Source organism: Carboxylicivirga fragile, from assembly GCF_050589805.1.
Classification (GTDB): Bacteria; Bacteroidota; Bacteroidia; order Bacteroidales; family Marinilabiliaceae; genus Carboxylicivirga; species Carboxylicivirga fragile.
In genome coordinates, this window is record NZ_JBNGOY010000036.1 from 36,793 (window position 1) to 60,241 (window position 23,449).

General features: G+C 38.3%; 21 protein-coding genes and 1 tRNA gene. 4 read left to right on the top strand and 18 right to left on the bottom strand.

Going from position 1 to position 23,449, the window contains the following annotated elements; genetic code table 11:
* The first annotated feature begins 43 nt into the window (after positions 1-43).
* Together ACRD7B_RS15710 and ACRD7B_RS15715 are read left to right on the top strand one after the other, a co-directional pair.
* Positions 44-934 carry a hypothetical protein gene (locus ACRD7B_RS15710; protein ID WP_430825540.1) on the top strand — a complete coding sequence of 297 codons (891 nt, stop codon included), beginning with the start codon at positions 44-46 and terminating at the stop codon, positions 932-934.
* Positions 935-972: 38 nt separating this feature from the next.
* Complete coding sequence (locus tag ACRD7B_RS15715) at positions 973-2,589, top strand: RluA family pseudouridine synthase (RefSeq protein WP_430825541.1); 1,617 nt, start codon at positions 973-975, stop codon at positions 2,587-2,589.
* Positions 2,590-2,690: 101 nt separating this feature from the next.
* Here ACRD7B_RS15715 and ACRD7B_RS15720 read toward each other — a convergent pair whose 3' ends face one another.
* From ACRD7B_RS15720 to folB, 7 genes are all read right to left on the bottom strand, one after another.
* Complete coding sequence (locus ACRD7B_RS15720) at positions 2,691-2,984, bottom strand: type II toxin-antitoxin system RelE/ParE family toxin (RefSeq protein ID WP_430825542.1); 294 nt, start codon at positions 2,982-2,984, stop codon at positions 2,691-2,693.
* On the bottom strand, positions 2,984-3,193 hold the full coding sequence (locus ACRD7B_RS15725) for an addiction module protein (protein WP_430825543.1): 210 nt from the start codon (positions 3,191-3,193) through the stop codon (positions 2,984-2,986). The genes ACRD7B_RS15720 and ACRD7B_RS15725 overlap by 1 nt, the downstream gene beginning before the upstream one ends.
* A 179-nt stretch (positions 3,194-3,372) precedes the next feature.
* Positions 3,373-4,170 carry a 4Fe-4S binding protein gene (locus ACRD7B_RS15730; protein WP_430825544.1) on the bottom strand — a complete coding sequence of 266 codons (798 nt, stop codon included), beginning with the start codon at positions 4,168-4,170 and terminating at the stop codon, positions 3,373-3,375.
* Positions 4,171-4,380: 210 nt separating this feature from the next.
* A complete protein-coding gene (locus ACRD7B_RS15735; protein WP_430825545.1) occupies positions 4,381-4,575 on the bottom strand; it encodes a YwbE family protein in 195 nt (64 codons plus the stop codon).
* 136 nt (positions 4,576-4,711) lie between these two features.
* Positions 4,712-4,782: transfer RNA gene (locus ACRD7B_RS15740), tRNA-Cys, on the bottom strand.
* Between the two features lie 50 nt (positions 4,783-4,832).
* Entirely contained in the window at positions 4,833-5,027 is a 195-nt protein-coding gene (locus ACRD7B_RS15745) for a cysteine-rich CWC family protein (protein ID WP_430825546.1), read from the bottom strand.
* Position 5,028: 1 nt separating this feature from the next.
* Entirely contained in the window at positions 5,029-5,397 is a 369-nt protein-coding gene (gene folB, locus ACRD7B_RS15750) for a dihydroneopterin aldolase (protein ID WP_430825547.1), read from the bottom strand.
* A gap of 131 nt (positions 5,398-5,528) precedes the next feature.
* Between folB and ACRD7B_RS15755 the strand changes: the two genes are divergently transcribed.
* A complete protein-coding gene (locus ACRD7B_RS15755) occupies positions 5,529-7,238 on the top strand; it encodes a glutamine--tRNA ligase/YqeY domain fusion protein (RefSeq protein ID WP_430825548.1) in 1,710 nt (569 codons plus the stop codon).
* Between the two features lie 156 nt (positions 7,239-7,394).
* Here the strand turns inward: ACRD7B_RS15755 and gltX are convergent, their stop codons facing one another.
* From gltX to ACRD7B_RS15810, 11 genes are all read right to left on the bottom strand, one after another.
* On the bottom strand, positions 7,395-8,918 hold the full coding sequence (gltX, locus tag ACRD7B_RS15760; RefSeq protein WP_430825549.1) for a glutamate--tRNA ligase: 1,524 nt from the start codon (positions 8,916-8,918) through the stop codon (positions 7,395-7,397).
* Positions 8,919-9,073: 155 nt separating this feature from the next.
* Positions 9,074-11,629, bottom strand: a complete 2,556-nt coding sequence (locus ACRD7B_RS15765) for an adenosylcobalamin-dependent ribonucleoside-diphosphate reductase (RefSeq protein ID WP_430825550.1) — start codon at positions 11,627-11,629, stop codon at positions 9,074-9,076.
* 437 nt (positions 11,630-12,066) lie between these two features.
* A complete protein-coding gene (locus ACRD7B_RS15770) occupies positions 12,067-13,293 on the bottom strand; it encodes a 3-deoxy-D-manno-octulosonic acid transferase (protein ID WP_430825551.1) in 1,227 nt (408 codons plus the stop codon).
* Positions 13,294-13,456: 163 nt separating this feature from the next.
* Entirely contained in the window at positions 13,457-14,632 is a 1,176-nt protein-coding gene (locus tag ACRD7B_RS15775; RefSeq protein ID WP_430825552.1) for a phosphoglycerate kinase, read from the bottom strand.
* Positions 14,633-14,811: 179 nt separating this feature from the next.
* Entirely contained in the window at positions 14,812-15,666 is an 855-nt protein-coding gene (gene cysQ, locus ACRD7B_RS15780; protein WP_430825553.1) for a 3'(2'),5'-bisphosphate nucleotidase CysQ, read from the bottom strand.
* A 14-nt stretch (positions 15,667-15,680) separates the two neighbouring features.
* Positions 15,681-16,229, bottom strand: a complete 549-nt coding sequence (locus ACRD7B_RS15785) for a hypothetical protein (protein WP_430825554.1) — start codon at positions 16,227-16,229, stop codon at positions 15,681-15,683.
* Positions 16,216-17,028 carry a DUF4296 domain-containing protein gene (locus ACRD7B_RS15790; RefSeq protein WP_430825555.1) on the bottom strand — a complete coding sequence of 271 codons (813 nt, stop codon included), beginning with the start codon at positions 17,026-17,028 and terminating at the stop codon, positions 16,216-16,218. Before ACRD7B_RS15790 ends, ACRD7B_RS15785 begins: the two co-directional genes overlap by 14 nt.
* Before the next feature lie 386 nt (positions 17,029-17,414).
* Positions 17,415-18,812, bottom strand: coding sequence for a sugar transferase (locus ACRD7B_RS15795; RefSeq protein WP_430825556.1), 1,398 nt, complete (start codon positions 18,810-18,812; stop codon positions 17,415-17,417).
* A 137-nt stretch (positions 18,813-18,949) separates the two neighbouring features.
* Entirely contained in the window at positions 18,950-20,572 is a 1,623-nt protein-coding gene (locus ACRD7B_RS15800; RefSeq protein ID WP_430825557.1) for a capsule assembly Wzi family protein, read from the bottom strand.
* 58 nt (positions 20,573-20,630) lie between these two features.
* Positions 20,631-21,872, bottom strand: a complete 1,242-nt coding sequence (locus ACRD7B_RS15805; RefSeq protein WP_430825559.1) for an ATP-binding protein — start codon at positions 21,870-21,872, stop codon at positions 20,631-20,633.
* Positions 21,873-22,113: 241 nt separating this feature from the next.
* Positions 22,114-22,725, bottom strand: a complete 612-nt coding sequence (locus ACRD7B_RS15810) for a DUF6266 family protein (RefSeq protein WP_430825560.1) — start codon at positions 22,723-22,725, stop codon at positions 22,114-22,116.
* Between the two features lie 286 nt (positions 22,726-23,011).
* On the opposite strand from ACRD7B_RS15810, the gene ACRD7B_RS15815 reads away from it, so the two are divergent.
* The gene (locus ACRD7B_RS15815; protein WP_430825561.1) at positions 23,012-23,392 is read left to right on the top strand and encodes a hypothetical protein; all 381 of its coding nucleotides are present in this window, start codon (positions 23,012-23,014) and stop codon (positions 23,390-23,392) included.
* Positions 23,393-23,449: the final 57 nt, after the last annotated feature.

A 23,449-nucleotide genomic window follows, 5' to 3' on the forward strand; every position in this document is an offset into this window, starting at 1 on the left:
ATAACTTTGCGTTCGTAGATAAAACACCTACTTTAACTTTATTATGGAAGAAGCAACAAGCAAGTCATCAAACAGTAAACTTGTTTACATCATATCTGGTATTGCCATTGTAATAATTGCAGCCATCACTTATATGTATTTTAGTAATCGCAGTGAATACCAAGCTGTGGTTGAAGAATTAAATGAGGAGAAAGTATTACTAACAGAGGAGTTTCAAATACTTGCCTTGGATTATGACTCATTAAATTCATCGAACGATACGCTTAACTTAATGCTTGAGCAAGAGCGTGAAAAGATTTCGCATCTGATCGAAGAAATAAAAACAGTTAAGGCAACCAATTCATCTAAAATTAGGGAGTACAAAAAAGAACTTAGTTCGCTTCGTAATGTGATGCGCAATTTTGTTGTGCAGATTGATTCGCTAAACCAACGTAACCAAGAATTAACTGCCGAGAATAAAAAATACCGCAAACGCTACGACAATATTCAAGACTCATTTAAAGAGCTGGAAAAGCAGAAGGAACAATTGGTAGAAAAAATTGAAATTGCCTCACAGCTCGAAACTATGAACTACGAGGTTGAGGGGCTCAATAAGAAGAACCGGGCAACCAAGAAGGCTCGCAATGTTTCCAAAATAAAAGTTTGCTTCACCATTCAAAAAAACATTACATCCTCCATTGGCGAGAAAAATATTTACCTACGCTTAATGCGACCTGACAATACCTTATTGGTACAATCAATTAGTGATTTATTCGAGTACGAAGGTGAAGAGATCAACTTTTCTGCCAGTCGCGTAATTGAATATGGCGGTGAAGAATTAGATGTTTGTGTATTCTATAATGCCGAGGAAGGCGAATTGCTATCTGGAACCTATGAAGCCGATTTATTTGCCGATGGTTTTAATATTGGTACTACAAGCTTTGAATTGAAATAGCTAATTTCAATTCAAAGCATCTATTGTAATTTATTAAAATGCAATGTTTAATTGAATTTAAGAATAATATAGACTCGGTAATCCTACCTGAGCACTTTACCAACCCATTCAATTACACACCTCATCCGCTGTGCGTACTTGCAGCTAAACAAATACAATCAGATCTCCTGATTCAGGATTCCCACATCAAAGGAAAGATGTATGGCGTTTTAATTATTGAAGATAACGATGGCAAAATAGGCTTTCTTGCCGCCTATTCGGGCAATGAGCAAAACTCATGCACAAGCATTCCTTTTGTTCCTCAAGTGTTTGAAATTACAAATCCCGATGGGTTTTTCCGGAAAGGAGAAGCTGAATTAAATAAGATTAATCACTTAATTTTCGAAGCTGAAAACTCTCCCTTGTTGCAACAACTCATTTGTGAATTAAACACTGCAAAAGACAAAGCTGATGATGCGATTAAAACAAGTAAAATAGCCCTTGCCACTTCAAAAAAGAAAAGACAGATAAAACGAATCGAGATCGAAAAAGAAGCAGATCAAGAAGAGCTCCTGAATCAACTCATCAAAGAAAGTCAGACCGAGAAAAGTAATTTTAATAAGCTTAAAAAAGAACACAAAAAGAACATCGAAGAGAAACAATATAAGTTGCACGCATATGTTCGGAAAATAAGTGAATTAAAAAGTTTACGCAAAACAAAATCAGCTCAGCTTCAAAAGCGCCTATTCGACAGTTACCTTTTTTTAAACCGTGAGGGAGATGTAAAAAGTGCCAGTACTATCTTTAGCCAGACAGATGCGAATGTACCTCCAGCTGGAGCAGGCGACTGCTGTGCTCCTAAATTATTACAATATGCCTTTCAACATCAACTGAAGCCATTGGCCATGGCAGAATTTTGGTGGGGACCATCTCCCAAAAAAGAAATTCGGAAACATGCTTATTTCTATCCTGCCTGCAAAAGTAAGTGCGAACCCATACTCGGCCATATGCTAACGGGATTGAACATTGAAACTTCAAAACAAAAAGGCAAAACTTTATCCATAGAAATACTCTATGAAGATGATGCCATTGCCATCATCAACAAACCAGCCGGCTTATTATCCATTCCAGGCAAAGAAGAAGCTGAGTCGGTATTCACACAAGCAAAAGCGCTTTATCCTAAAGCCACTGGTCCACTTGTTGTACACCGTCTCGACATGGCTACTTCGGGCATAATGATTCTTGCCAAAACAAAAGCTGCACATGAAAACCTACAGAAACAGTTTCTTGATAAAACCATCCAGAAAAGATATGTGGCACTATTAGATGGGTTAATTAAAGAAAATTCAGGAACTATTGAATTGCCGCTTCGTGTTGATTTAAATGATCGACCACGCCAATTAGTTTGTAGGGAATATGGCAAACCGGCCCTCACCAAGTGGGAAGTGATTGAGCGAACTAAAACACAAACTTTAGTGCACTTCTATCCCATCACAGGCCGCACTCACCAATTGCGTGTACATGCGGCTCACCCGCTCGGACTAAACACGCCTATTGTTGGTGACGAATTATATGGACTTAAAGCAGAACGATTGCTATTGCATGCCGAAGAAATAAGTTTTATTCATCCTGAAACATTAGCTGAAATGAGCTTCAGTTGTAAATCAGAGTTTTAACTATAAAACCCGTTAAGCCTAGCACGTGATAGCAATCGCAGTCGCTACGTTTTAGGCCACCTTTTACAAACGACGAAGTTGCCCACCTTCACCAAGCGGTGTTATTTCCTTTTCTTCCAGATTTTTGGACTCCGACTTGTATGCATGATTGCCAAAACATATATGGTATCTTTTTCCACCGTGAAAAATATTCCATAAGGAAAACGAACCGTTAAAGCTCTCTTCAAACCTTTATAAACAACCTGATAATTATTTGGATTTCGCTGTATTGCATTTATAGTGGCCTCCAATGCAAGTAAAAACTCATTCCCTAATCCTTCTCTTTTTCCATTGTACCAATTTGCTGCATCTTTTATATCTTCTTCAGCAAATGGCTTGATGATGAGCTCATACATTAGAACTGCTTTTTAACTCTCGCTTTTACATCGGCCCAACTGGATCCTTCACTTGGATTATTTTTATGTGCTTCTATTCGAGTATCTAGAAGCTCTGTTACTTCATCAGATAATTCAAGCTTTTCATCGTCTTCTGCAATACTATCCCAAATGGCTTCTACCATTAATATACGTTCTGAAACACTGAGTTTTAATATGTCTTGCATCATCCTTGTCATTGTACAAAGTTAACTTTTTTCTATATCAAAGCACATTATTTCAATGGATGATATATTTTCAACTCTTTTTGTAAACCTTTTATTAAGCGCGAATCGCGATAGAATTCGCAATCGTTAAATCTTAGCCGACAAGGTCTCTGCCCTGATTAGAAACTTTAAAAAAACAGCATTTACAAAGGTAAATTAATCTCATTTTCCTTACGCGATTGATGTTTTTCAACAAAACGTTTCTTGGTAATCTGATACATCAAACCTTTAAACTTACGGGCTTCATAAGGACACATTTCTATGCAGCGGGCACATGCAATGCATTTCTTCTTATCCGTTTTCTTTGGGTTATCACGACTAATGGCCCCTGTTGGGCACGAGCGCGTACAAATATTGCAGAAATTACAATCAGATGTAGACTTAACAACGGCTGGCACCACACCTTTAGGGCGATTGGAGGGAATGATATCAGTGTCTAGCTCACCTTTTAAGGTAATGCGTGAATGCTTTACACTCTGTTTGCCAAACGTTCTTGCCTTGGCCAAATCATTTTCATCAGGACGTCCCTTTCCTAACTCTGGAAACATGGAATGACGCGATACAAAAGCTCCTGAACTAATGGGCACAAATCCTGCTTTAACACAGATATTACTTAGCTCACTTAAGGTATCTTCGTAATGGCAGTTACCGTAAGCGCAAGCCACTATCGCTCGCGCTCCCTGACCTTTTATTTTAGAAATTAACTGAGCGGCAATAGGAGGCACTTTACCCGAGAATGCAGGCACCCCAACTACAGCTATATCATCTGCCTTCAGCTCAATGGTTTTATGTAATCCTTGTGTAATATCATGAATAATAAACTCATCAGAGATACCACTTGCAATTGCTTCAACAATCTTCTTTGTTGAGCGAGCCGGACTAAAAAAGATGGCATGCACCTTTCTGTTATTGCTGAGAGCTGAGCCTGTATTTTGCAACATAATTTAAGCTGAACTATTCTTTCAATATTTTGCTGCAAAAATATTGCTTAATTCTAGCTCATAAATTGATCAATGTCAGGTTTAAAAATGTTACTAAACACAATTCTGAATGAATAAGTTGTCAATTTCTAAACAGTAACGAATAATCTAAAAAAAAGCTCCTAACCTCAACAATAGAGATTAGGAGCCAATAAATTTCCTTTTAAACTATTACAGCTTAATCATCTTCACTCTTCCCACTTGTCCGGTCTTCAATCGACACTCAATCCCTTTAAGTTGAAATGCAACATCCTCTAATACGTCAAGAACAACCCCATGAGTTAAAGTTCCTGAGCGCTCATCTTGCTTCTGAAGAATAGCTACCTTAGTTCCTTTCTTAATGTTTTTTCTTTCTCTCCCGTCCATGTCTATACTATACAAATTGTTTCCCAACCTTACTTAACCACAACAACACTTTAACCAAACGTATCACATATGTGTCCCTACATAAAAAGGATGATTTCCATCTTACTGAAAATCATCCTTTTACCATTTAAAGCAGAGGTTCCTGGCGGACTCGAACCGCCGTACCTGGTTTTGCAGACCAGTGCCTAGCCACTCGGCCAAGGAACCATTGTTTTCGGGGTGCAAATATAAGTAATAATTTTATTCCCCTACAACTTTTAATCTTTCTTTTTAGCGTATTTTGGCAGACAGGAAGGACACAAGCAATCCTTGTATTTATCAGACAATAACTTAAAGGTTTCTTTACTTACTTCAAAACTGTAGCACCAACAAGCTTGATCAGTGTTAGCATAACATTGAAACTTAGCCTGACACTTGGGACAGACTTTATCTTTAACCCCAGACTTTCCCATCTTAATTAGTTAAAGTAACACTAACACAGCGCATTTGCCCGCCCATTGGAGGATTCATCTTCGATACCTTCACCTTAAGCTTAATGATATACGGAAATTTAGCCATAATACTATCAATCATCCGCTTTGTTAAATGTTCCAATAAGTGCGAATTCTGCATTATCTGCTCTTTCACCAATTCATAAACAGCCACATAATTCAAAGCATCCTGTATATCGTCTGTTTGAGTAGCCTTAGCACACTCTGTTTCGAGACTCACATTTACCAAAAAACGGTTACCAACCACCTGCTCCTCTTCAAAACATCCGTGGTAAGCATAAAACTCCATCTCCTCCAATTCGATCAGTCCAAGTAACTTTTCTTCCTTCATATGCTTAATTTTTTGCCGAAAATAATCTTTTATACGCAATTGAGCAGAAATTTAAGCTTAAAAACAATTACTTTTGTGCTTCGTGCTTGCAGACAGCACTCTCAAATTGAACATACTTGAATATTATACAGATGGAGCCGAACGATACGATCAAGACAAATTTTATTCATCAGGAAATTGATAGCGACTTAAACGAAAATAAAAATGGAGGCGCTGTACTTACGCGTTTTCCGCCAGAGCCAAATGGCTATTTGCATATCGGACACGCCAAATCGATATGTCTGAATTTTGGTTTGGGAAAATATTATAAAGGAGGTACTAACCTTCGTTTTGATGACACCAACCCTACCAAAGAAGATACTGAATATGTAGATTCAATTAAGGAAGATGTTAATTGGTTAGGTTTTGAATGGAATGATGAGCCAAAATTTACATCTGATTATTTCGAGCAATTATACGACTGGGCTGTTATCTTGATTAAAAAAGGTAAAGCCTATGTTGATGATCAGAGTGCTGAAATAATTGCTTCACAAAAAGGAACTCCAACTGTTCCTGGCACAGAAAGCCCATTTAGAAACAGAAGTGTTGAAGAAAACCTGGATTTGTTCGAGCGTATGCGCAAGGGTGAATTTCAGAATGGTGAATGTGTATTACGTGCCAAAATCGATATGGCCTCATCCAACATGCACATGCGCGATCCGCTAATGTACCGTATTATTCATGCAAATCATCACCGTACGGGCAACGATTGGTGTATCTACCCTATGTATGACTATGCGCACGGACAAGGGGACTTTATTGAAGGCATTACACATTCGATATGCACCTTGGAATTTGAAGTTCATCGTCCATTATACGAATGGTTCTTAAACGCTATTCTTGATGAATTACCGGAGCGTCCGGTTGCGACACCTCGTCAGATTGAATTCGCACGCTTAAACCTTAACTACACCGTTATGAGTAAGCGTAAGCTGCTTCAATTGGTGAATGAAAATTACGTTGCTGGCTGGGATGATCCACGCATGCCAACGGTTTCTGGCTTACGCCGTAGAGGATATACGCCCGAATCTATTCGTCGCTTTGCAGATGAAATAGGTATTGCCAAACGTGAAAACATTATAGACGTTGCTCTTTTGGAGCATTGCATTCGCGAAGACCTTAACAAACGTGCACCGCGTGTTTATGCGGTTCTTAATCCGGTTAAGGTTATAATCACCAACTTCCCAGAAGGTGAAGTAGAATGGATGGAAGCCATCAATAATCCGGAAGATGAAACAATGGGATCGCGCACTTTGCCATTTAGCCGTGAGATTTACATTGAGCGTGATGACTTCATGGAAAATGCACCTCGCAAGTTTTTCCGCATGGATGTTGGTCGAGAAGTGCGCCTAAAGAACGCTTACATCGTAAAATGCGAAGACATCAAAAAGGATGAAAACGGTGAAATAACTGAAATTTACTGCACTTACGATCCTGATACAAAGAGTGGTATGGAAGGCAGTAAGCGTAAGGTAAAAGGCACCTTGCATTGGGTAAGCATCGAACACAGCAAACAGGTTCAGGTGAAACAATACGATCGCCTATTCATGGATGAGGCGCCTGATGCTAATAAGGAAAAAGATTTTCTTGAGTTATTAAATCCTGATTCTTTATCAGTTGTTAATACCTGTTTTATTGAGCCGAATTACATGGATGCCAACTCAAAATTTGCGGATGGTATACAACGATTCCAATTCCAACGCTTGGGTTATTTCTGCATCGATAAGGCCTCCAAAGAAGATGATGTGATTTTCAACCGCACGGTAACTCTTAAAGACAGTTGGAGCAAGAAGAAAAAATAATAGCTAATGGTTAATTATCAATGATTAATTGTTAATTGTTAATTGAAAAAATAATCCCGCTACCAAAAAACTTGGAGCGGGATTATTTTTTATTTGCAAGGGAACGGTTCTCTATAAACGACTTGCTATAAAGAACCGTTCCTTATCATTTTTAATCTATCCAATATTCTCTACAGCTGCTTTTACTCTCGAAATAGTTTCATCTTTACCTAGCATTTCGGCTATTACCATTAAATCAGGACCAAAACCACCTCCCACAAGAGCTAAACGAAATGCATTCATCACCAAACCGAAGCCTAAACCTTTTGCTTCGATTTGAGCCGCAATAACAGCCTTAATATCATCAGCCACCCAGTTGTCCACTTTTTCAAGTTCAGTCACCAAATCACCCATAAAAGCAGGAACATCGCCCTTCCAACGTTTCTTAACCACCTTAGGATCATACTCACTTGGTGCTTCAAAGAAGAAAAATGACTGCTCCCATAGTTCCGACACGAAATTAACACGCTCCTTAACCATCGCAACAATCTGCTCTACAAAGCTAATATCAGCAACAACACCACGCTCGTTCAACTCATCGTTAAATAATAAGGATAATTCTTCATTGTCCTTACGCATTAAATGCTGCTGATTAAACCACTTGGCCTTATCCGGATCAAAACGAGCACCTGACTTATTCACGCGTTCTATACTGAAACTCTCAACCAATTCATCGATTGAAAACAACTCTTGTTCGGTACCAGGATTCCAGCCCAACAGAGCTAGTAGATTATTCACCGCTTCGGGGAAGTATCCACTTTCTTTATAACCTGCAGCTACACCATCTTCCAGTTGCCAGTTCAATGGAAACACAGGGAAACCACCTTTATCTCCATCACGCTTCGAAAGTTTTCCTTTTCCGGTTGGCTTTAATATTAGAGGTAAATGGGCAAATGTCGGCATGGTATCTTCCCACTTCAATGCCTTGTATAGCATGATGTGTAAAGGTACCGATGGCAACCACTCTTCACCACGAATCACATGACTAATTTCCATCAAGTGGTCATCAACAATATTGGCCAAGTGGTAAGTCGGTAATTGATCCGCACTTTTAAAAATCACCTTATCATCAAGCGTATTGGTATTAAAAGTAACAGATCCGCGCACCATGTCATTGGTTTGAACATCCGTATTCTCAGGCATTTTAAAACGAATTACCCAAGGTTCGCCAGCATCCATTCGCTGCTTCACCTCATCATCGCTTAACGACAATGAATTTTTCAGTTGCATGCGGTTATGCATATCATAGGCAAAGTTGCGTTTTTCAGCCTCAGCCGTGGCACGCAAAGCATCCAGTTCTGCTGGAGTATCAAAGGCATAATAAGCCCATCCGCTTTCAATTAACTCATCGGCATACTTCTTATAAATATCTTTTCGCTCACTTTGCTTGTAAGGACCAAACTCACCACCTTCTTTCACACCCTCATCAACGGCCATTCCCAGCCAAGCCAAACTATCGTTCACATACTCTTCGGCTCCTTCTACAAAACGCGTAGAATCGGTATCTTCAATTCGTAAAATAAAATCACCACCATGCTTCTTGGCAAAGAGGTAATTAAACAAGGCTGTACGTACACCACCAATGTGCAACGGTCCGGTAGGACTTGGTGCAAAGCGCACCCTTACTTTTCGAGCTGTCATATCGTGTTTTTTTTGCAAATATAGTAAATGCCTGTATATAAAATACGGATGACATCTTTCATTAATAATCAATAGAAAGATGTCATCCGCATATAAAGAAAAAAGAGGCACCCATCGGATACCTCTTTTTATTAGTTAAAATATTTGGCAGATAATTAACCACATTTTGATGAACCACAACTCTTACAGATTAAGCAACCTTCTTGATAGGTTAGCTCATCAGAGTTACAGTTTTCACATTTTCCTTTTTTAGCAACAGTTCCGTCCGGAATATATTTCTTAAGAGCTCGTTCAACACCATTTTTCCAGGTATTGATAGACTCGCTATCTAATTGTAAGCCCGCTACAAGATCCAAGATATCATCGATAGGCATACTATGGCGTAATACACCAGAAATCAACTTGGCATAGTTCCAATATTCCTTATCAAACTTATGCGACAGTCCTTCAATGGTGGTTTTATAGCCACGTTTATTACTGAATTGGAAATCATACCTCGATGTTCCGTCCTCATCACGATTTTTAATAATCTTACCTGACTGAATAGATTTTGGCAATAATATACCATCCTCATCATCGGCTAATCCTGTAAATACCTCGTACGGTTTTCCATCAATTAAACCGACAAAGGCAATCCACTTCTCCTTGTTATTTTGAAAACGTACCACATCAGCATCCAATTCTGTCGGACGTTTTTTAGGAAACTTACCAGTACTTTCTTCTTTTTTCTCTGAATTAGAAATTAATACACCGGCACGACTACCATCGCGATAAACAGTTACACCTTTACATCCACTCTTCCAAGCTTCAACGTATAATTTACCAACCAACTCTTCAGTAGCATCTGCAGGCAAGTTAATGGTTACACTAATTGAGTGATCAACCCATTTCTGCACCTCACCTTGCATACGTACTTTATTCAACCAATTTACATCGTTTGATGTTGCTTTGTAATATGGTGATTCAGCAACCAATACATCTAACTCTTCCTGTGTATAATTTTTAGTTACATCATAACCTTTCACTTGCATCCAGGTCACAAATTTGTGATGGAAAACAACATACTCTTCCCAACTATCACCTACCTCATCAATAAAATCAACGCGTATCTCAGGATCGTTAGGATTAACTTTACGACGACGCTTATATACCGGCATAAACACTGGCTCAATACCCGAAGTTGTCTGCGTCATTAAACTGGTTGTTCCGGTTGGTGCAATGGTCAAAGCCGCAATATTACGACGACCATACTGCTTCATATCCGCCTCAAGCGCTTTGTCTTCTGCAAATAAACGATTAACAAAAGGATTGTTTTTCTCTTTCTCAAAATCAAAGATTGGGAACGCTCCTCTATCCTTAGCCATATCAACCGATGAACGATAGGCAGCTAAGGCCAAAGACTTATGCACTTCTATAGAGAAATCAACGGCAGCATCACAACCATATTGCAAATTAAGAGCGGCTAACATATCACCCTCAGCTGTAATACCAACACCTGTGCGTCGGCCTTCATTAGCTTTTTGGCGGATATTCTCCCATAATTCACGCTCAACACGTTTTACCGTTTGGCTTTCAGGGTCTGACTTTATTTTATTTAAGATGCCATCAATCTTTTCTAATTCAAGATCAATAATATCATCCATCATGCGCTGAGCATAACCTACGTGCTCCTTAAATAAGTCGAAATTGAATTTTGCCTTATCGGTAAATGGATTCTCAACATATGAATATAAGTTAACGGCAATCAAACGACAGCTATCGTAAGGACATAATGGAATCTCACCACACGGATTAGTTGATACAGTACGATAACCTAAGTCGGCATAACAATCAGGTACCGACTCACGAATAATAGTATCCCAAAACAAGATACCTGGCTCAGCAGATTTCCAGGCATTATGAACAACCTTTTGCCATAGGGCAGTTGCATCAATATCTTTAGTATAGGTAGGTTTTTTTGAATCTACTGGATAGTACTGTGTGTACTTTTCACCATCCACCACAGATTGCATAAACGCATCGTCCATCTTAACCGATACATTAGCACCAGTCACTTTACCCTGCTCCATCTTGGCATCAATAAACGACTCTGAATCGGGATGCTTAACAGAAACACTCAACATTAAAGCGCCACGTCGACCATCCTGGGCTACTTCGCGAGTTGAATTACTGAAACGCTCCATAAACGGAACAATACCCGTAGAAGTTAATGCTGAATTCTTAACCGGTGATCCCTTAGGGCGTATGTGTGATAAATCATGACCAACACCACCACGACGCTTCATCAATTGCACTTGCTCCTGATCTACCTTCATGATACCACCATAAGAATCAGATGGCCCATCATCGCCAATCACAAAACAGTTAGATAAGGAAGCAACCTGAAAATCATTTCCAATACCAGACATTGGACCTCCCTGAGGAACGATGTATTTAAAATTCTTTAATAAGCCATAAATTTTATCAGCAGACATGGGATTTGGATATTTCTCTTCAATACGAGAGATCTCTCTGGCCAAACGCCAATGCATTTCATCCGGATTCAGTTCGTATAAATGTCCATCTGAATCTTTCAATCCATATTTATTAACCCAAACGCGCGCTGCCAATTCATCTCCTTGAAAATACTCCAATGATGAATTAAATGCTTCGTCGTTTGTGTAGGTTTTTCTCATAACTTCGGTTTTCGGGTCGATCTCTTTCACTGCCATGCTTCCTCAAAAATTTAAGACGTTGATAAATTGTATATTACTAGTAAAGGATTGTTCTTTTTGTGTGACTGCAAGATAGAAAAGGTGTACCTTTTCGGCAAACAATACTTATCAACAACATGCAAAAGTTGTCCGTTTTTAAACCCTTAAGTGTTGATCTTGATTTGATTATGATTTTTCAAAACCCTAAAAGTTTCCCAAAACGATATTTTTATAAACAACCAGAAATAAAAATAGTTAAACTATTGGATATATTTCCAGCCCTTATTCTCACACAGTTCAGTCACTTTTGGCGCAAAAGAATACCGAAATAATGTTGAAATTAAACAAAGCTTATCCATTTTTTGGAAACTTATTAACAACACAAAATAATGTCAAAGAAAAACCGAGTCAGAAATCCTAACTCGGTCAACATATTTTATTTTTGAAGAGAAGTTTTAAACGAAAATCTCCTCCATTATAACTTTTGTAGCGCCACACATTTTATTAACGTACTTACCCGCCAAATCCGACACCTTATGCAATTCATTATCATCATCCCAAAGGCCCTCAAGCTTATTATTAAATCCCATTGCATTATTAACAACAAATCCAGCTCCAACTTCAATTAAATCACAAGCCTCCTTAAATCGCTTATGGTTTGGCCCAAAAAACACAGGCATATTATAGGTGGCCGCTTCAAGCGTATTATGAATGCCCTTACCAAAGCCTCCACCGATGTAGGCAACTTGGCCATATTTATAGATACTTGACAACATTCCGATTGTATCCACTATCATTACCTGATGGTCACTAGGATTATCAGGAGCTTGTGTATACCGAAACGAAGACACTTTTAACTTAGATTCAATCTGACGTATGTGTTCCTCATGAATCTCGTGCGGCGCTATAATCAATTTAACATCCTTGCCAATAGTCTGAATATAGTCAATTAGAATATCCTCATCGGGTGCCCAGGTACTTCCCGCTACAATCACCTTGTTTGAATCGCCAACAAAACGATTGACCAACTCTACCTCTTCCGAAGCACGTGCAATATCCCTAACCCGATCAAAACGCGTATCGCCCACAACACTGTAGTTAGTAACTTCAATATCCTCTAATAAACTCCCCGACGTTTCATCTTGCACATAAAACTTTGTAAATACATTCAACATGCGTCGAAACCAAGCTCCATAAGACTTAAAGAAGGCTTGCTGCTCACGAAAAATCATTGAAACGCCATAAACAGGGATTTCATTTGACTTCAATGCCGCTAGGTAATGATACCAGAATTCATACTTGATAAAGAATACTTGTTTTGGTTTAATGGCGTCAATAAAACGCTTAGCATTACTTTTTGTATCAGCAGGCAGATAAAAAACATGATCCGCTAAATCATAATTCTTACGAACCTCGAAACCCGATGGCGAAAAGAAGGTCAACACCACTTTATAATCTGGATGCTTTTTCTTAATGGCCTCAATTACCGGACGCCCCTGCTCAAACTCTCCCAAACTAGCTGCATGAATCCACACCACATGTCCATCAAGAGATAAGTCCTTTAAACGTCTCCAGGTATCCTTTCGTCCAGCACGCAACAATTTTGCCTTTTGGTTAAATGGCGAAACCAATGTTATTAAAAAAGAATATAAAGCGATACCTATATTATACAAAAATGTCATCTATTCTGTTTTAGACCTCAAAGATACAAGGACTAATAAAAGTATGGATGACATCTTTCATTATTTATTTGCATAAAGATGTCATCCTTTCATAAAAAAAGCCTGCTACAAATTGTAACAGGCCATTTTCACCAAGCTAACTTGGTTATATTATCTACAAGTATTAACCACGAATGGCTTTTACTCCTGGTAATTCTTTTCCTTCAAGGAATTCAAGCGATGCACCACCTCCTGTTGAGATGTGACTCATCTTATCAGCTAAACCACTTTGATTAACTGCAGCAACAGAATCACCACCACCAATGATAGAAACAGCAGAAGAATCAGCTACAGCTTGACATACAGTAAATGTCCCATTTGAGAAGTTAGGCATTTCGAAACATCCCATTGGGCCGTTCCAAACAACTGTTTTAGCACTTGCAATCTCAGCAGCATAAGCCTTAGCCGTTTCAGGGCCAACATCCAAAGCCATACGACCTTCAGGAATATCACATCCTACAGTTACAATATCAGCATCGTTTGCAAAATTGTCAGCAGCTAAATTATCAGTCGGCAACATGAAGTTTACACCATTAGCTTTAGCATCAATTAGAATCTGCTTAGCTGTATCAACCAAATCGTCTTCAACCAAAGAGTTTCCAATATTATGGCCTTGGGCTTTTAAGAAAGTATAAGCCATACCACCACCAATCAAGATTGTATCGACTTTCTTGATTAATGTTTTAAGCACTTCTAGTTTACCAGAAACCTTAGCACCACCTACAATGGCAACAAATGGCTTTTCTGCATTCTCAACAGTATCACCTAAGAATTTAATCTCTTTGTCCAATAAGTAACCAGCCATCTTTTGCTCCATAAACTGAGCAATGATAGTTGTAGAAGCATGTGCACGGTGAGCAGTACCAAAGGCATCGTTCACATATACATCAGCCAATTCAGCTAATTGCTTTGCAAAACCTTCATCACCTTTTGTTTCTTCATTGTGGAAACGTAGGTTTTCAAGTAACATTACTTCGCCACCCTTTAATTCACTGGCCAAAGCTTTCACCTCTTCACCAACACAATCAGGCGCAAACTTAACATCAACTCCCAATGTTGAAGATAAATGAGCTACAATATGCTTTAAAGAAAATTCTGGTTTAGCTTCTCCCTTAGGACGACCAAGGTGAGACATTAATATAACAGCACCGCCATCGGCCAATACTTTTTTGATAGTTGGTACCGCCGCGCGAATACGCGTATCATCGGTAATTTCAAATTTATCATTTAAAGGCACATTGAAATCAACGCGAATGATAGCCTTTTTTCCTGCGAAGTTAAAACTGTCTATTGCAGCCATTTGATATGTATTTAATTATTCAACAATGAGTCGCGAAGATACAAAAATATAAACGAAGCAGTAGCTAAATGACCCGATGAAATGTCATTTTATAAGGAATATTAACATCTATTTTACGAACTGGAAGAAATACTGTAATCATAAAACAAAAAGTGATAAGCCACAAGCTGCCAAACACATTAATCTTCGGACTCTTCCTCCTCCTTACTAAACCAATAATCGAGTGGCTTATGATTTACAGCTGTTGCAATAAACCAGGGATTTAGTAATTCTTCTCGGTTATACCTTAGTGACTCTTTAGTTGTCCAATCAAACAATTGTCCACCCGATGCCTCCAATATAGCTTGGCCGGCAGCCGTATCCCATTCCATAGTTGGGCCAAGCCGCGGATATAAATGAGCACCTCCCTCAGCCAATACACACATCTTTAAAGAACTGCCAATACTTAAGCTTGCCGAATTAGGAATTTCCTCATCAAGCATCTGCATGTATTCCTTTGTTTCATCCGAATAATGGCTTACACTTCTAACCACAGTAAATTGATCGGTAGTCTTACATGGAAGTTTTATTGGTGAAAGATCAGTAACCACATCCATTGCCGTTTTCTTGAGCCAATTTTTATGAAGCATCGATTTGTAGGCTCCTGATTCGTCCCCCCAATAAACAGTATTTAAAGCCGGCGCAACAATTACGCCCAATATTGGCTTACCATCCTCTACCAAGGCAATGTTAACTGTGAACTCACCGCTACGTTTCACAAACTCTTTGGTGCCATCAATGGGATCAACGATCCATAACGTATGCCAGCCCTTTCTTTCTTCATAACTTAACAGCTTACCTTCTTCACTTAAAACAGGTAAATTAGACGTTTGCAGCAATCGCTCAATGACTAAATTACTTTCAATATCAGCTTCCGTTAGGGGTGACTGATCATTTTTTAGCATCACTTTAACTTCACCACGATTATAAACCATCATGGTTGCTTGTCCTCCAGCAATAGCTGCCTTTAAGGCCAACATTGTACTTTGATGCATAGTTCTTTCTTTTATTAATCCACTAAAACACGAATAGATAACTTATCCGTTAAGGTGAAAGTTTTTAAATCAACTCCTTTCAAAAGCAACAAACCAGGCTTTGCCCCCACATTAATACTTCCCCATTCAGGAAACACGTTAACACTTTGAGCAAGCTCCTTACTTTCCTTCAATAGAGCTTCTGCCAATGATAGACCTTCTTTTGTATTAGCATTAATATTCTCCCAGGGATCACTTAAAACGACTTCTTCCTTAAACTGCTTTATTTCCCAACTAACACTAGGAGGAATAATAAACTGAGGTTTATTATCGAATACCAAACGCCGAACACCAGCAATAATAAACCGCTTGAGTTTTGTTTCCGAAAAATCTTCTTTTTTCACAAAGCGAACAAAGGCTGGTATAATAACACCTGGGAAATATTCCAGGCCCGGTTCTTCTTTAAAGGCATTACCGGTTTCCCTAATGGATAAGATACAACCCTCATCATCAACTTCGATAATGGGTCTTTTCATCCACGTTCCATCATCACTTAAAGCATAATGCGAACTAAATTTCCTCATTAAATTTTATATCAGGGCCTTTAAAAACAGTAGGTATAAAAGTCAACTTCACCTCATTAATTTCCACATCCGATACCTTTGCAGTATCATGCTCAAACAAAAGCCCCTCTATACTTATTAACGACCTTTGATCCTTCAGAGGCAATGCGAGGCTGCCTGCTGCACTTTTAAATGATTTGGGAATATGATACACTAAGGTATCACGTGTACTATCAGCAAATAAGGTAATCATCTTCATACTGGCACTATCCAGTTCGTTTGCTTTACCAAACTTATATCGTGCATGTAAGCGCAAAATTCCATTTTTCAATGAATCAAGCTCAAATTCAAATGGTAAGAAAACATCTGTAGAATCGCCTTCATCAAATGGCAACTTATACTTCCGCTTTCCCTTCCACAAATCCTCAACATCACGCATCAAAGCCATTTCATCCGACTTTTGATCACGTTCTTTACTCATTTCTTGTTTCAAGAACGCATCTCTTTCGCTTAATATAGAAATAACTTCATCGTAAACATCTGCAAAAATTAAAGGGTTTGCCGAATACCAACTTACAGCCGAATCAAATTCTAGCTTAGTCAAACCATGCCCATTTAAAACCTGACGATAATAGCCGACAAAACTGGAATCCTCCTTGTTGATTGAACGTCCTGCTTGGGATATGGCAGCTTCCACTTCATAAACGTCAGCTAACAACAGAGCCATATCATCCTCATCAGGGATAAAGTCAGCCTTTCCTTCATAATCAGAACAGGAAACTAAAACAACAAATAAACTAAGTACGAGGTATTTTATCATTTCGGTAATTTTTGCTTACCAAAAGTACTAAAAAATGAGAAACACCAAGGATTTGATAATAAACAAAAGGCTCTATCATATTTAAAGGTTGGTTGATTCAACCCATTCTGGGTTGTGGAGTTTTTGTTATTTACACCACGATGTTCATCCGTGGCTATAAATGTTCAATCCTTTCAGGATTATTCTTCTATACCGATTAGTTAAATTGGTATTATAACCACGAAGTGGTTTAACGTTAATAACCCTGGGTGAAACCCAGAGGATGCCAATACAGTCTAACACAACCCTGAAATGGGTTGAATGTTCATCTATTGCAATATTACCAACCATTAATTTTGAAAAAGCAAATCAAAAAATATTTTGAAACCACCGTTTCATAGATAACTCTACTTGCCATCCGCCCGCAACATAGTACGAACCGTTTTAAGGATAATCACAAAATCTAACTTCAAAGACCAACTGTCAATGTATTCCAGATCCATGCGCATCCATTCTTCAAACGAGATATCATTTCGCGAAGCACTCACCTGCCATATACATGTAATACCGGGCTTCATCGACAAACGACGCAATTGCCAACGTTCGTATTCTTTAACTTCAGAAGGTACTGGAGGGCGTGGTCCAACAATTGACATGTCTCCTAATAAAACATTAAAAAACTGAGGCAACTCATCCAAACTAGTCTTACGTAAAAAATGCCCAACACCTGTAATGCGAGGATCTCTTTCCATTTTAAATGCTGGACCATCCATTTCATTCTGATCCATTAAATCCTTCTTCAAATCTTCCGCATTGGTAACCATGGTGCGAAACTTATACACCCAAAACTTACGCCCACGGATACCTACCCGCTTTTGCTTAAAGAAGACTGGTCCTTTGGATGTTAATTTAATCGCAATAGCTAAACCAATATATATCGGAGAAAAAACAGTAATCACCATGAACGACACTACAAAGTCATAAATAGCCTTAAACTTTAAGGATAAATAATCCATTGGTGTATTCGAGATGGTTAGTACTGGTGTAGTATCGAAGTAATGTAAATGTGTTTTATTGGTCAGCATATTAAAGAAGGGTGAGGACATGCGAAATACCACTCCTACCTCATTACATGAAGTTAGGTGAGACATGATTTCCTCCATTCTTGCCTTCTCCTGGCAATATATTAATTCGTCGATGGTTCTTTCTGCTAATATCTGATCAACATTGGCATCCGAACCTAAAAATGGAGCCACATCATGATGTGTCGCTTTTAACTCATCTGTACCAATGATTCCTACAATACGATAACCCCATTCGGGATTATTTAATATCTGATTGATGAAAGTGGATGCTGACTTATCTCCTACAATTAATATATTTCGATAATTAAGTCCTCGCTTTCGTGCACCTTTCAAATACTGATATATCAGCACTTTCTCAATAAAAGTAAGCAAAGTAACTATGCCTCCAAAATACAATATTGGAACTAAGCCAATGTAGAAGAGATTAAACACGAATACTGATAAGGCCAAGAGTCCAGAGCCTAGTATAGACATCACTATCACATTAAAGAGCACCACCGAATATGGGCGAGAACGGTATAACTCATTCAAGCGCAGGCCCTTTGAAAGCACTAACCAAATAACCAGAATAAGTAAATGCAGAATGACTGAGTCCTTATTACGAATGAAAGCCAACTGCTCAAAATGAAACCACAATGCAATTTCAAATGAAATCCAGGCGATAAGTACGTCTAAAGCTGCTAAAGCATTATGAACAACCTTCTCTTTTTCTCTCAGCATTGCGTGTGTTTTGTTTCCAGTGTAAAAATAGAAATTAAGATTTGTTTAACAAAGCAAACATCGTCTTTGTCCTGTATCGCTCCGCTAAACCCTGATTACCAATACATGTTTTAAAGCATCATCGCTGCGGATTAAACCTATAAATTAAATTTTGGTCGATAAACTATACCCAATCGAAATCCAAACGATTCATACAAATCCCCAAAATCATAGGCTAGTGTTCCATTAACTGCCAATCCCGGAACAGCTTCTAGTTTCCAAACAGCACCAAACATCGTATAATATTGTTTTTTACTGTCTTCATAAAAATAATTGGGAGTTCGTTCCCAACTATAACGATAGGCAAATTCTTCGGCATAACTCCCCTTATTGATGGTGTAACTTGCTTTGAATAAATAGGACAAACTACTCGTTATGCTACCTTCCGCACCTAAATGAATGGCATTAACTCGATTGTTGATGAATTTGCCATGTTTATTAATTTTCCCAGAATTGTACTTATCGGCTGTTTCGATTGTATGGTACAAGGATGTACCCATGGACTGACCATAATAAGTCCACCCAGTGTAATAAGACCCATTATTCATGTAATCGTCGCGGCCTCCAAACTTATAACCTTCATTCATGGCTACTTGCATATAACGATCTACCTCAGGCCAGGTCCATCCTGTTCTTGTTTCTCCAAATACCTCGTACATAAAGTTATCAAAATCACCTTCTATATCATCTTTCCATATGATTGATCCTTCCTTGTGTCCATTATAATCCACAGGATACAAAGGATCAGGTATGCCATAATCGGATTGCACATCATGTTTAATAACTTCTACTGAGATACCCTTCAACCATGACATTTCTTTGGGATAAACTAATATTCCAATGGTATAATCCTTATTCTCACCATTCCATAATTTCATACCAGAGGCATCGGCAAAGGGTTTCTGCCAATAAAATTGCAAATCTAACAGCTCGTGTTTATAATACAAGCCAAAATCCCATAGGCCCATATGAGCCCCGGCAGCATTAGTCTCTTCACCTCCACCAAGCTTAGCTGAACCTTTAGCCATAAAAGTGGCCCAAAAATCAATAGGTATCTTTGTACCATCAGGACGAGTACCTCCAAATAAGGCCGAATGCACGATTCCTGCATAGGGCTGCAACTTTACATTTCCCAATCGGGCATAGGCCCACTTCTCGTGCAAGAGTACATTACTGGCACTATTACTTTTCTCTCCTCTGTCATCATTTAATACACCTTGAGATATGCCTCCTTTAATCTCTAACCAGTTCTTGGTAAAACCCAAGGGTATATAATCATTAAAGCCGAAGGTAATTCGAGGTATTGGTCGCACATTGGAGCTCATCAGAAAAAAACCAGATGTTAGTTTTTCATCATAAGTAATGGGACTATAGGCTTCCATTCCCATGGAATAGTCAATTTCCCAAACTTCTCCTTTAACATATAATTCGTGTAAAAAGCTTCTTTTAATATCAGCATTCATTACTCCGCCAAAACCAGTGCTCAGCGTGAAATTCGATTTATTAATAAAAGTATGTTTGATTCCTCCATATACCAGAGCATTGCTCTTCCCGTATTGATCGAATAATCCCCAGTTATTGGCATGCGACCAAAGTGGGTTTAGTTCGTGTGAAGAAAGAGTGCCATAAGTGGCCAACTTTATCGACAAGGTATCCACTTGTGCTTTTAAGGCTGTGATGATTCCAAATACAATAATACCAGCAAAGACAAGTCGTTTCATTACTATCTATTTAAGGTGCACAAAAGTAAAATAATTATATAAGTATAATCATTTGCATTTACAAGAACATTAATTTCCAATATGGAATAAAACGCACTTCGGTTTCTCCCACAATAATTATATCGTCTAGCGACAAATTAATAACATAACCATACATTGGTTTATAAGCTGTCAAAAAACTACGATACGAGCGACTTACTGCTCCTCGCTTTAAGTTTGAAAATTTTACTTCAACCGGCACCATGCTCCCTTTTTCATTCACAATAAAATCTACTTCAGCCTTATCTTTGGTTCGCCAATAATGAATAGGAGTAGTTGGGCTATGAAATTTATTACGCAGTAACAGGTACACAAAGTTTTGAAATATAAATCCATCATGTGCATTATTTGCCTGACCAAAACGCCTACGCCCAAAATGGCACATTCCCAAATCGTTGAAATACACAGTTGGCGACTTAATCAACTCCTTTTTGAGATTAGTAAAGTACGGCTTCACAACATCAACCACGAAGGTTTTTTCGGCATACCACAGATACCTCTTAATTGTATCCACCGATACTCCAACTTCGCAAGCAAGTGTTGAATAATTAATCAAGCCTCCGGCCTGCACAGCCAAAAGCTGAATCAATTTGGTAAATTTATCAGGTTCACGAACGCCTAATAAATAGGCAATATCTCGTGTGATATAAGATGTATAAATTTCATTCATCACCTCCGATTTTCGCTGCTCACTTTCGGCCATTACCAACTTTGGATAACCACCAAAGCGAAGATACTCATCAAGGTACTGTTGCAATTTAGTCCCTTGAATATTACAAAATTGCTCAAGACGATCGCTGTATTTATAATCCGATTTAAAATCAATAAACTCGCTAAAAGTAACCGGATACATTTCAACAGTCTGCTTACGACCTGTTAAAGCCTCAGCTATATGTTCTTTTAACTCAAGACTGCCCGACCCACTTACCACGAACTTATAGGGCAGATTCATGTCGTATATCCCTTTCAAAAAACGACCTACATCTTCTTTCTGCTGTATCTCATCAATAAACACAAAACCTTTATTGTTGCCAAATTCCAATCGGATACGATCAAGAAGCACCTGTTGTGAAGCAAAATATTGAGTATCTTCTTCAATATCCAGATTCATAAACAACACACGCTCTCCAATCTTAACAAGTTCATCCATCACCTGATACATGACTGTAGTTTTTCCAACTTGTCGCGCCCCAATGATAACAATAACCTCCTTTAAGTATAGAAAAGATTCAATCTTATGTTTTTCAAGTCGTCTTATCACAGCTTATTCCATTATAAATCAGAATCAAACATACAAAATAACTAAAAGCATTACAAGTCCATATGTGTTTTCATCGGGTTAATTCACTACTGTAGTTGTGTTTTTATCGGGTTAATTCATTACTGTGCTTGTGTTTTTATCGGATTAAAATTATATTGTTTATCTAGCAGCACGAAAACACACCCACATATGTGGCTTATACCGATCACAAAAGCAACTTCCCTGATTTATCATATCTAAGCTATATCGTTCCCAAGTACTTGCTATTAGAAAAACCACGCTCTTTATAATCACGAAACACCAACCATATATCATACTTTTCATTTCCAAAAGAATCAATCTTCCATAAATATGAACAATCTCTGCGTCGTGCCTCCGTTTGTTTATACTCTATGATATATTGACCTCGTACATTGGCGATCATAAATAAAGTATCTAAAGCACTTCCGCTATCTTCTTTTGACCACTGTAATAACAAACCTTCATGCGTTCTTTCAATACTTGTATTAGTTGGCAACGGAACAGATCCCATACTTACCAATGCTTTAGTAAAATCAATGTACTGATTTGGGAATTCTCCATAAATTGAATTTAAAAGATTATAAGACTTTGCTGCTGCATATGCAGAACATCCGCTTGCTACTTGCTGAAAACAAATTTTCAATACATCCTTATATGGACTTAAAAATTCGTTAACCAAACTCATCTTTTGTCGCTGTGCCAATTGTTTCACTGATTTCTTGTCCTTATATTGACTTGGCAACGACCTCACATAACTCTTACCATACATTTGATAGGTGACTACACTACCTATTTTGCCTGATGAACCATCGTTAATATTGTATCGTGCCATAATTTTAAAGACTGTTAGAGAATTAGACAATAGAAACAAGACTTTACAAGGCACACACTATATTTAAATGCACCTCTAAAGGCCAACTAGTTACCAACATTGTACTTGCCTTGCTATAAAATCACACAAAAGTTACAACTAACATCCATAATGCTTTAACTGACTTAAATAAGATTTCAAATGATAATGACCAAACACCATTCTTACATGCTTAAGCACTGACAATAGGCGATTTGGAAGTAAAATTAAATATAGATGATATCTGAAGTAAAACCAAAAACTATTTATGATGTCTAATACAAATCGATTATTTAACATCCCCGATGCCAATTTAATTGAATTCGGTGAAATGGTTGCAGCCAAGCTGCCCGAGGACATAGCGGAATTAAATAACTTCGACAGAACGATTAATGAAAGTTATCCGCCTTCGATAAGGACTGCCATTAGTGAATTTAAGGCCTTTCCCACTGATCAGGTGGTGATTGATGAGATGGCTGAACTAACAAAAAATGTGAATGACGCCCTTTCTGCATGTAATAAGTGTTACCGGACCATAAGCTTTTTTGCTCAAAAAGCTTTTCCTGAAAATAAATCCATTCAAAATCAGTTTGGATTAAACGACATTGTAAGTAAGCATTCGGGCTCATACGTCATGAATGCTCAATAATTTTAGTTAATGCGAGACATTCCAACATCAGGTAGAATCCATGGACAATTCTCACCA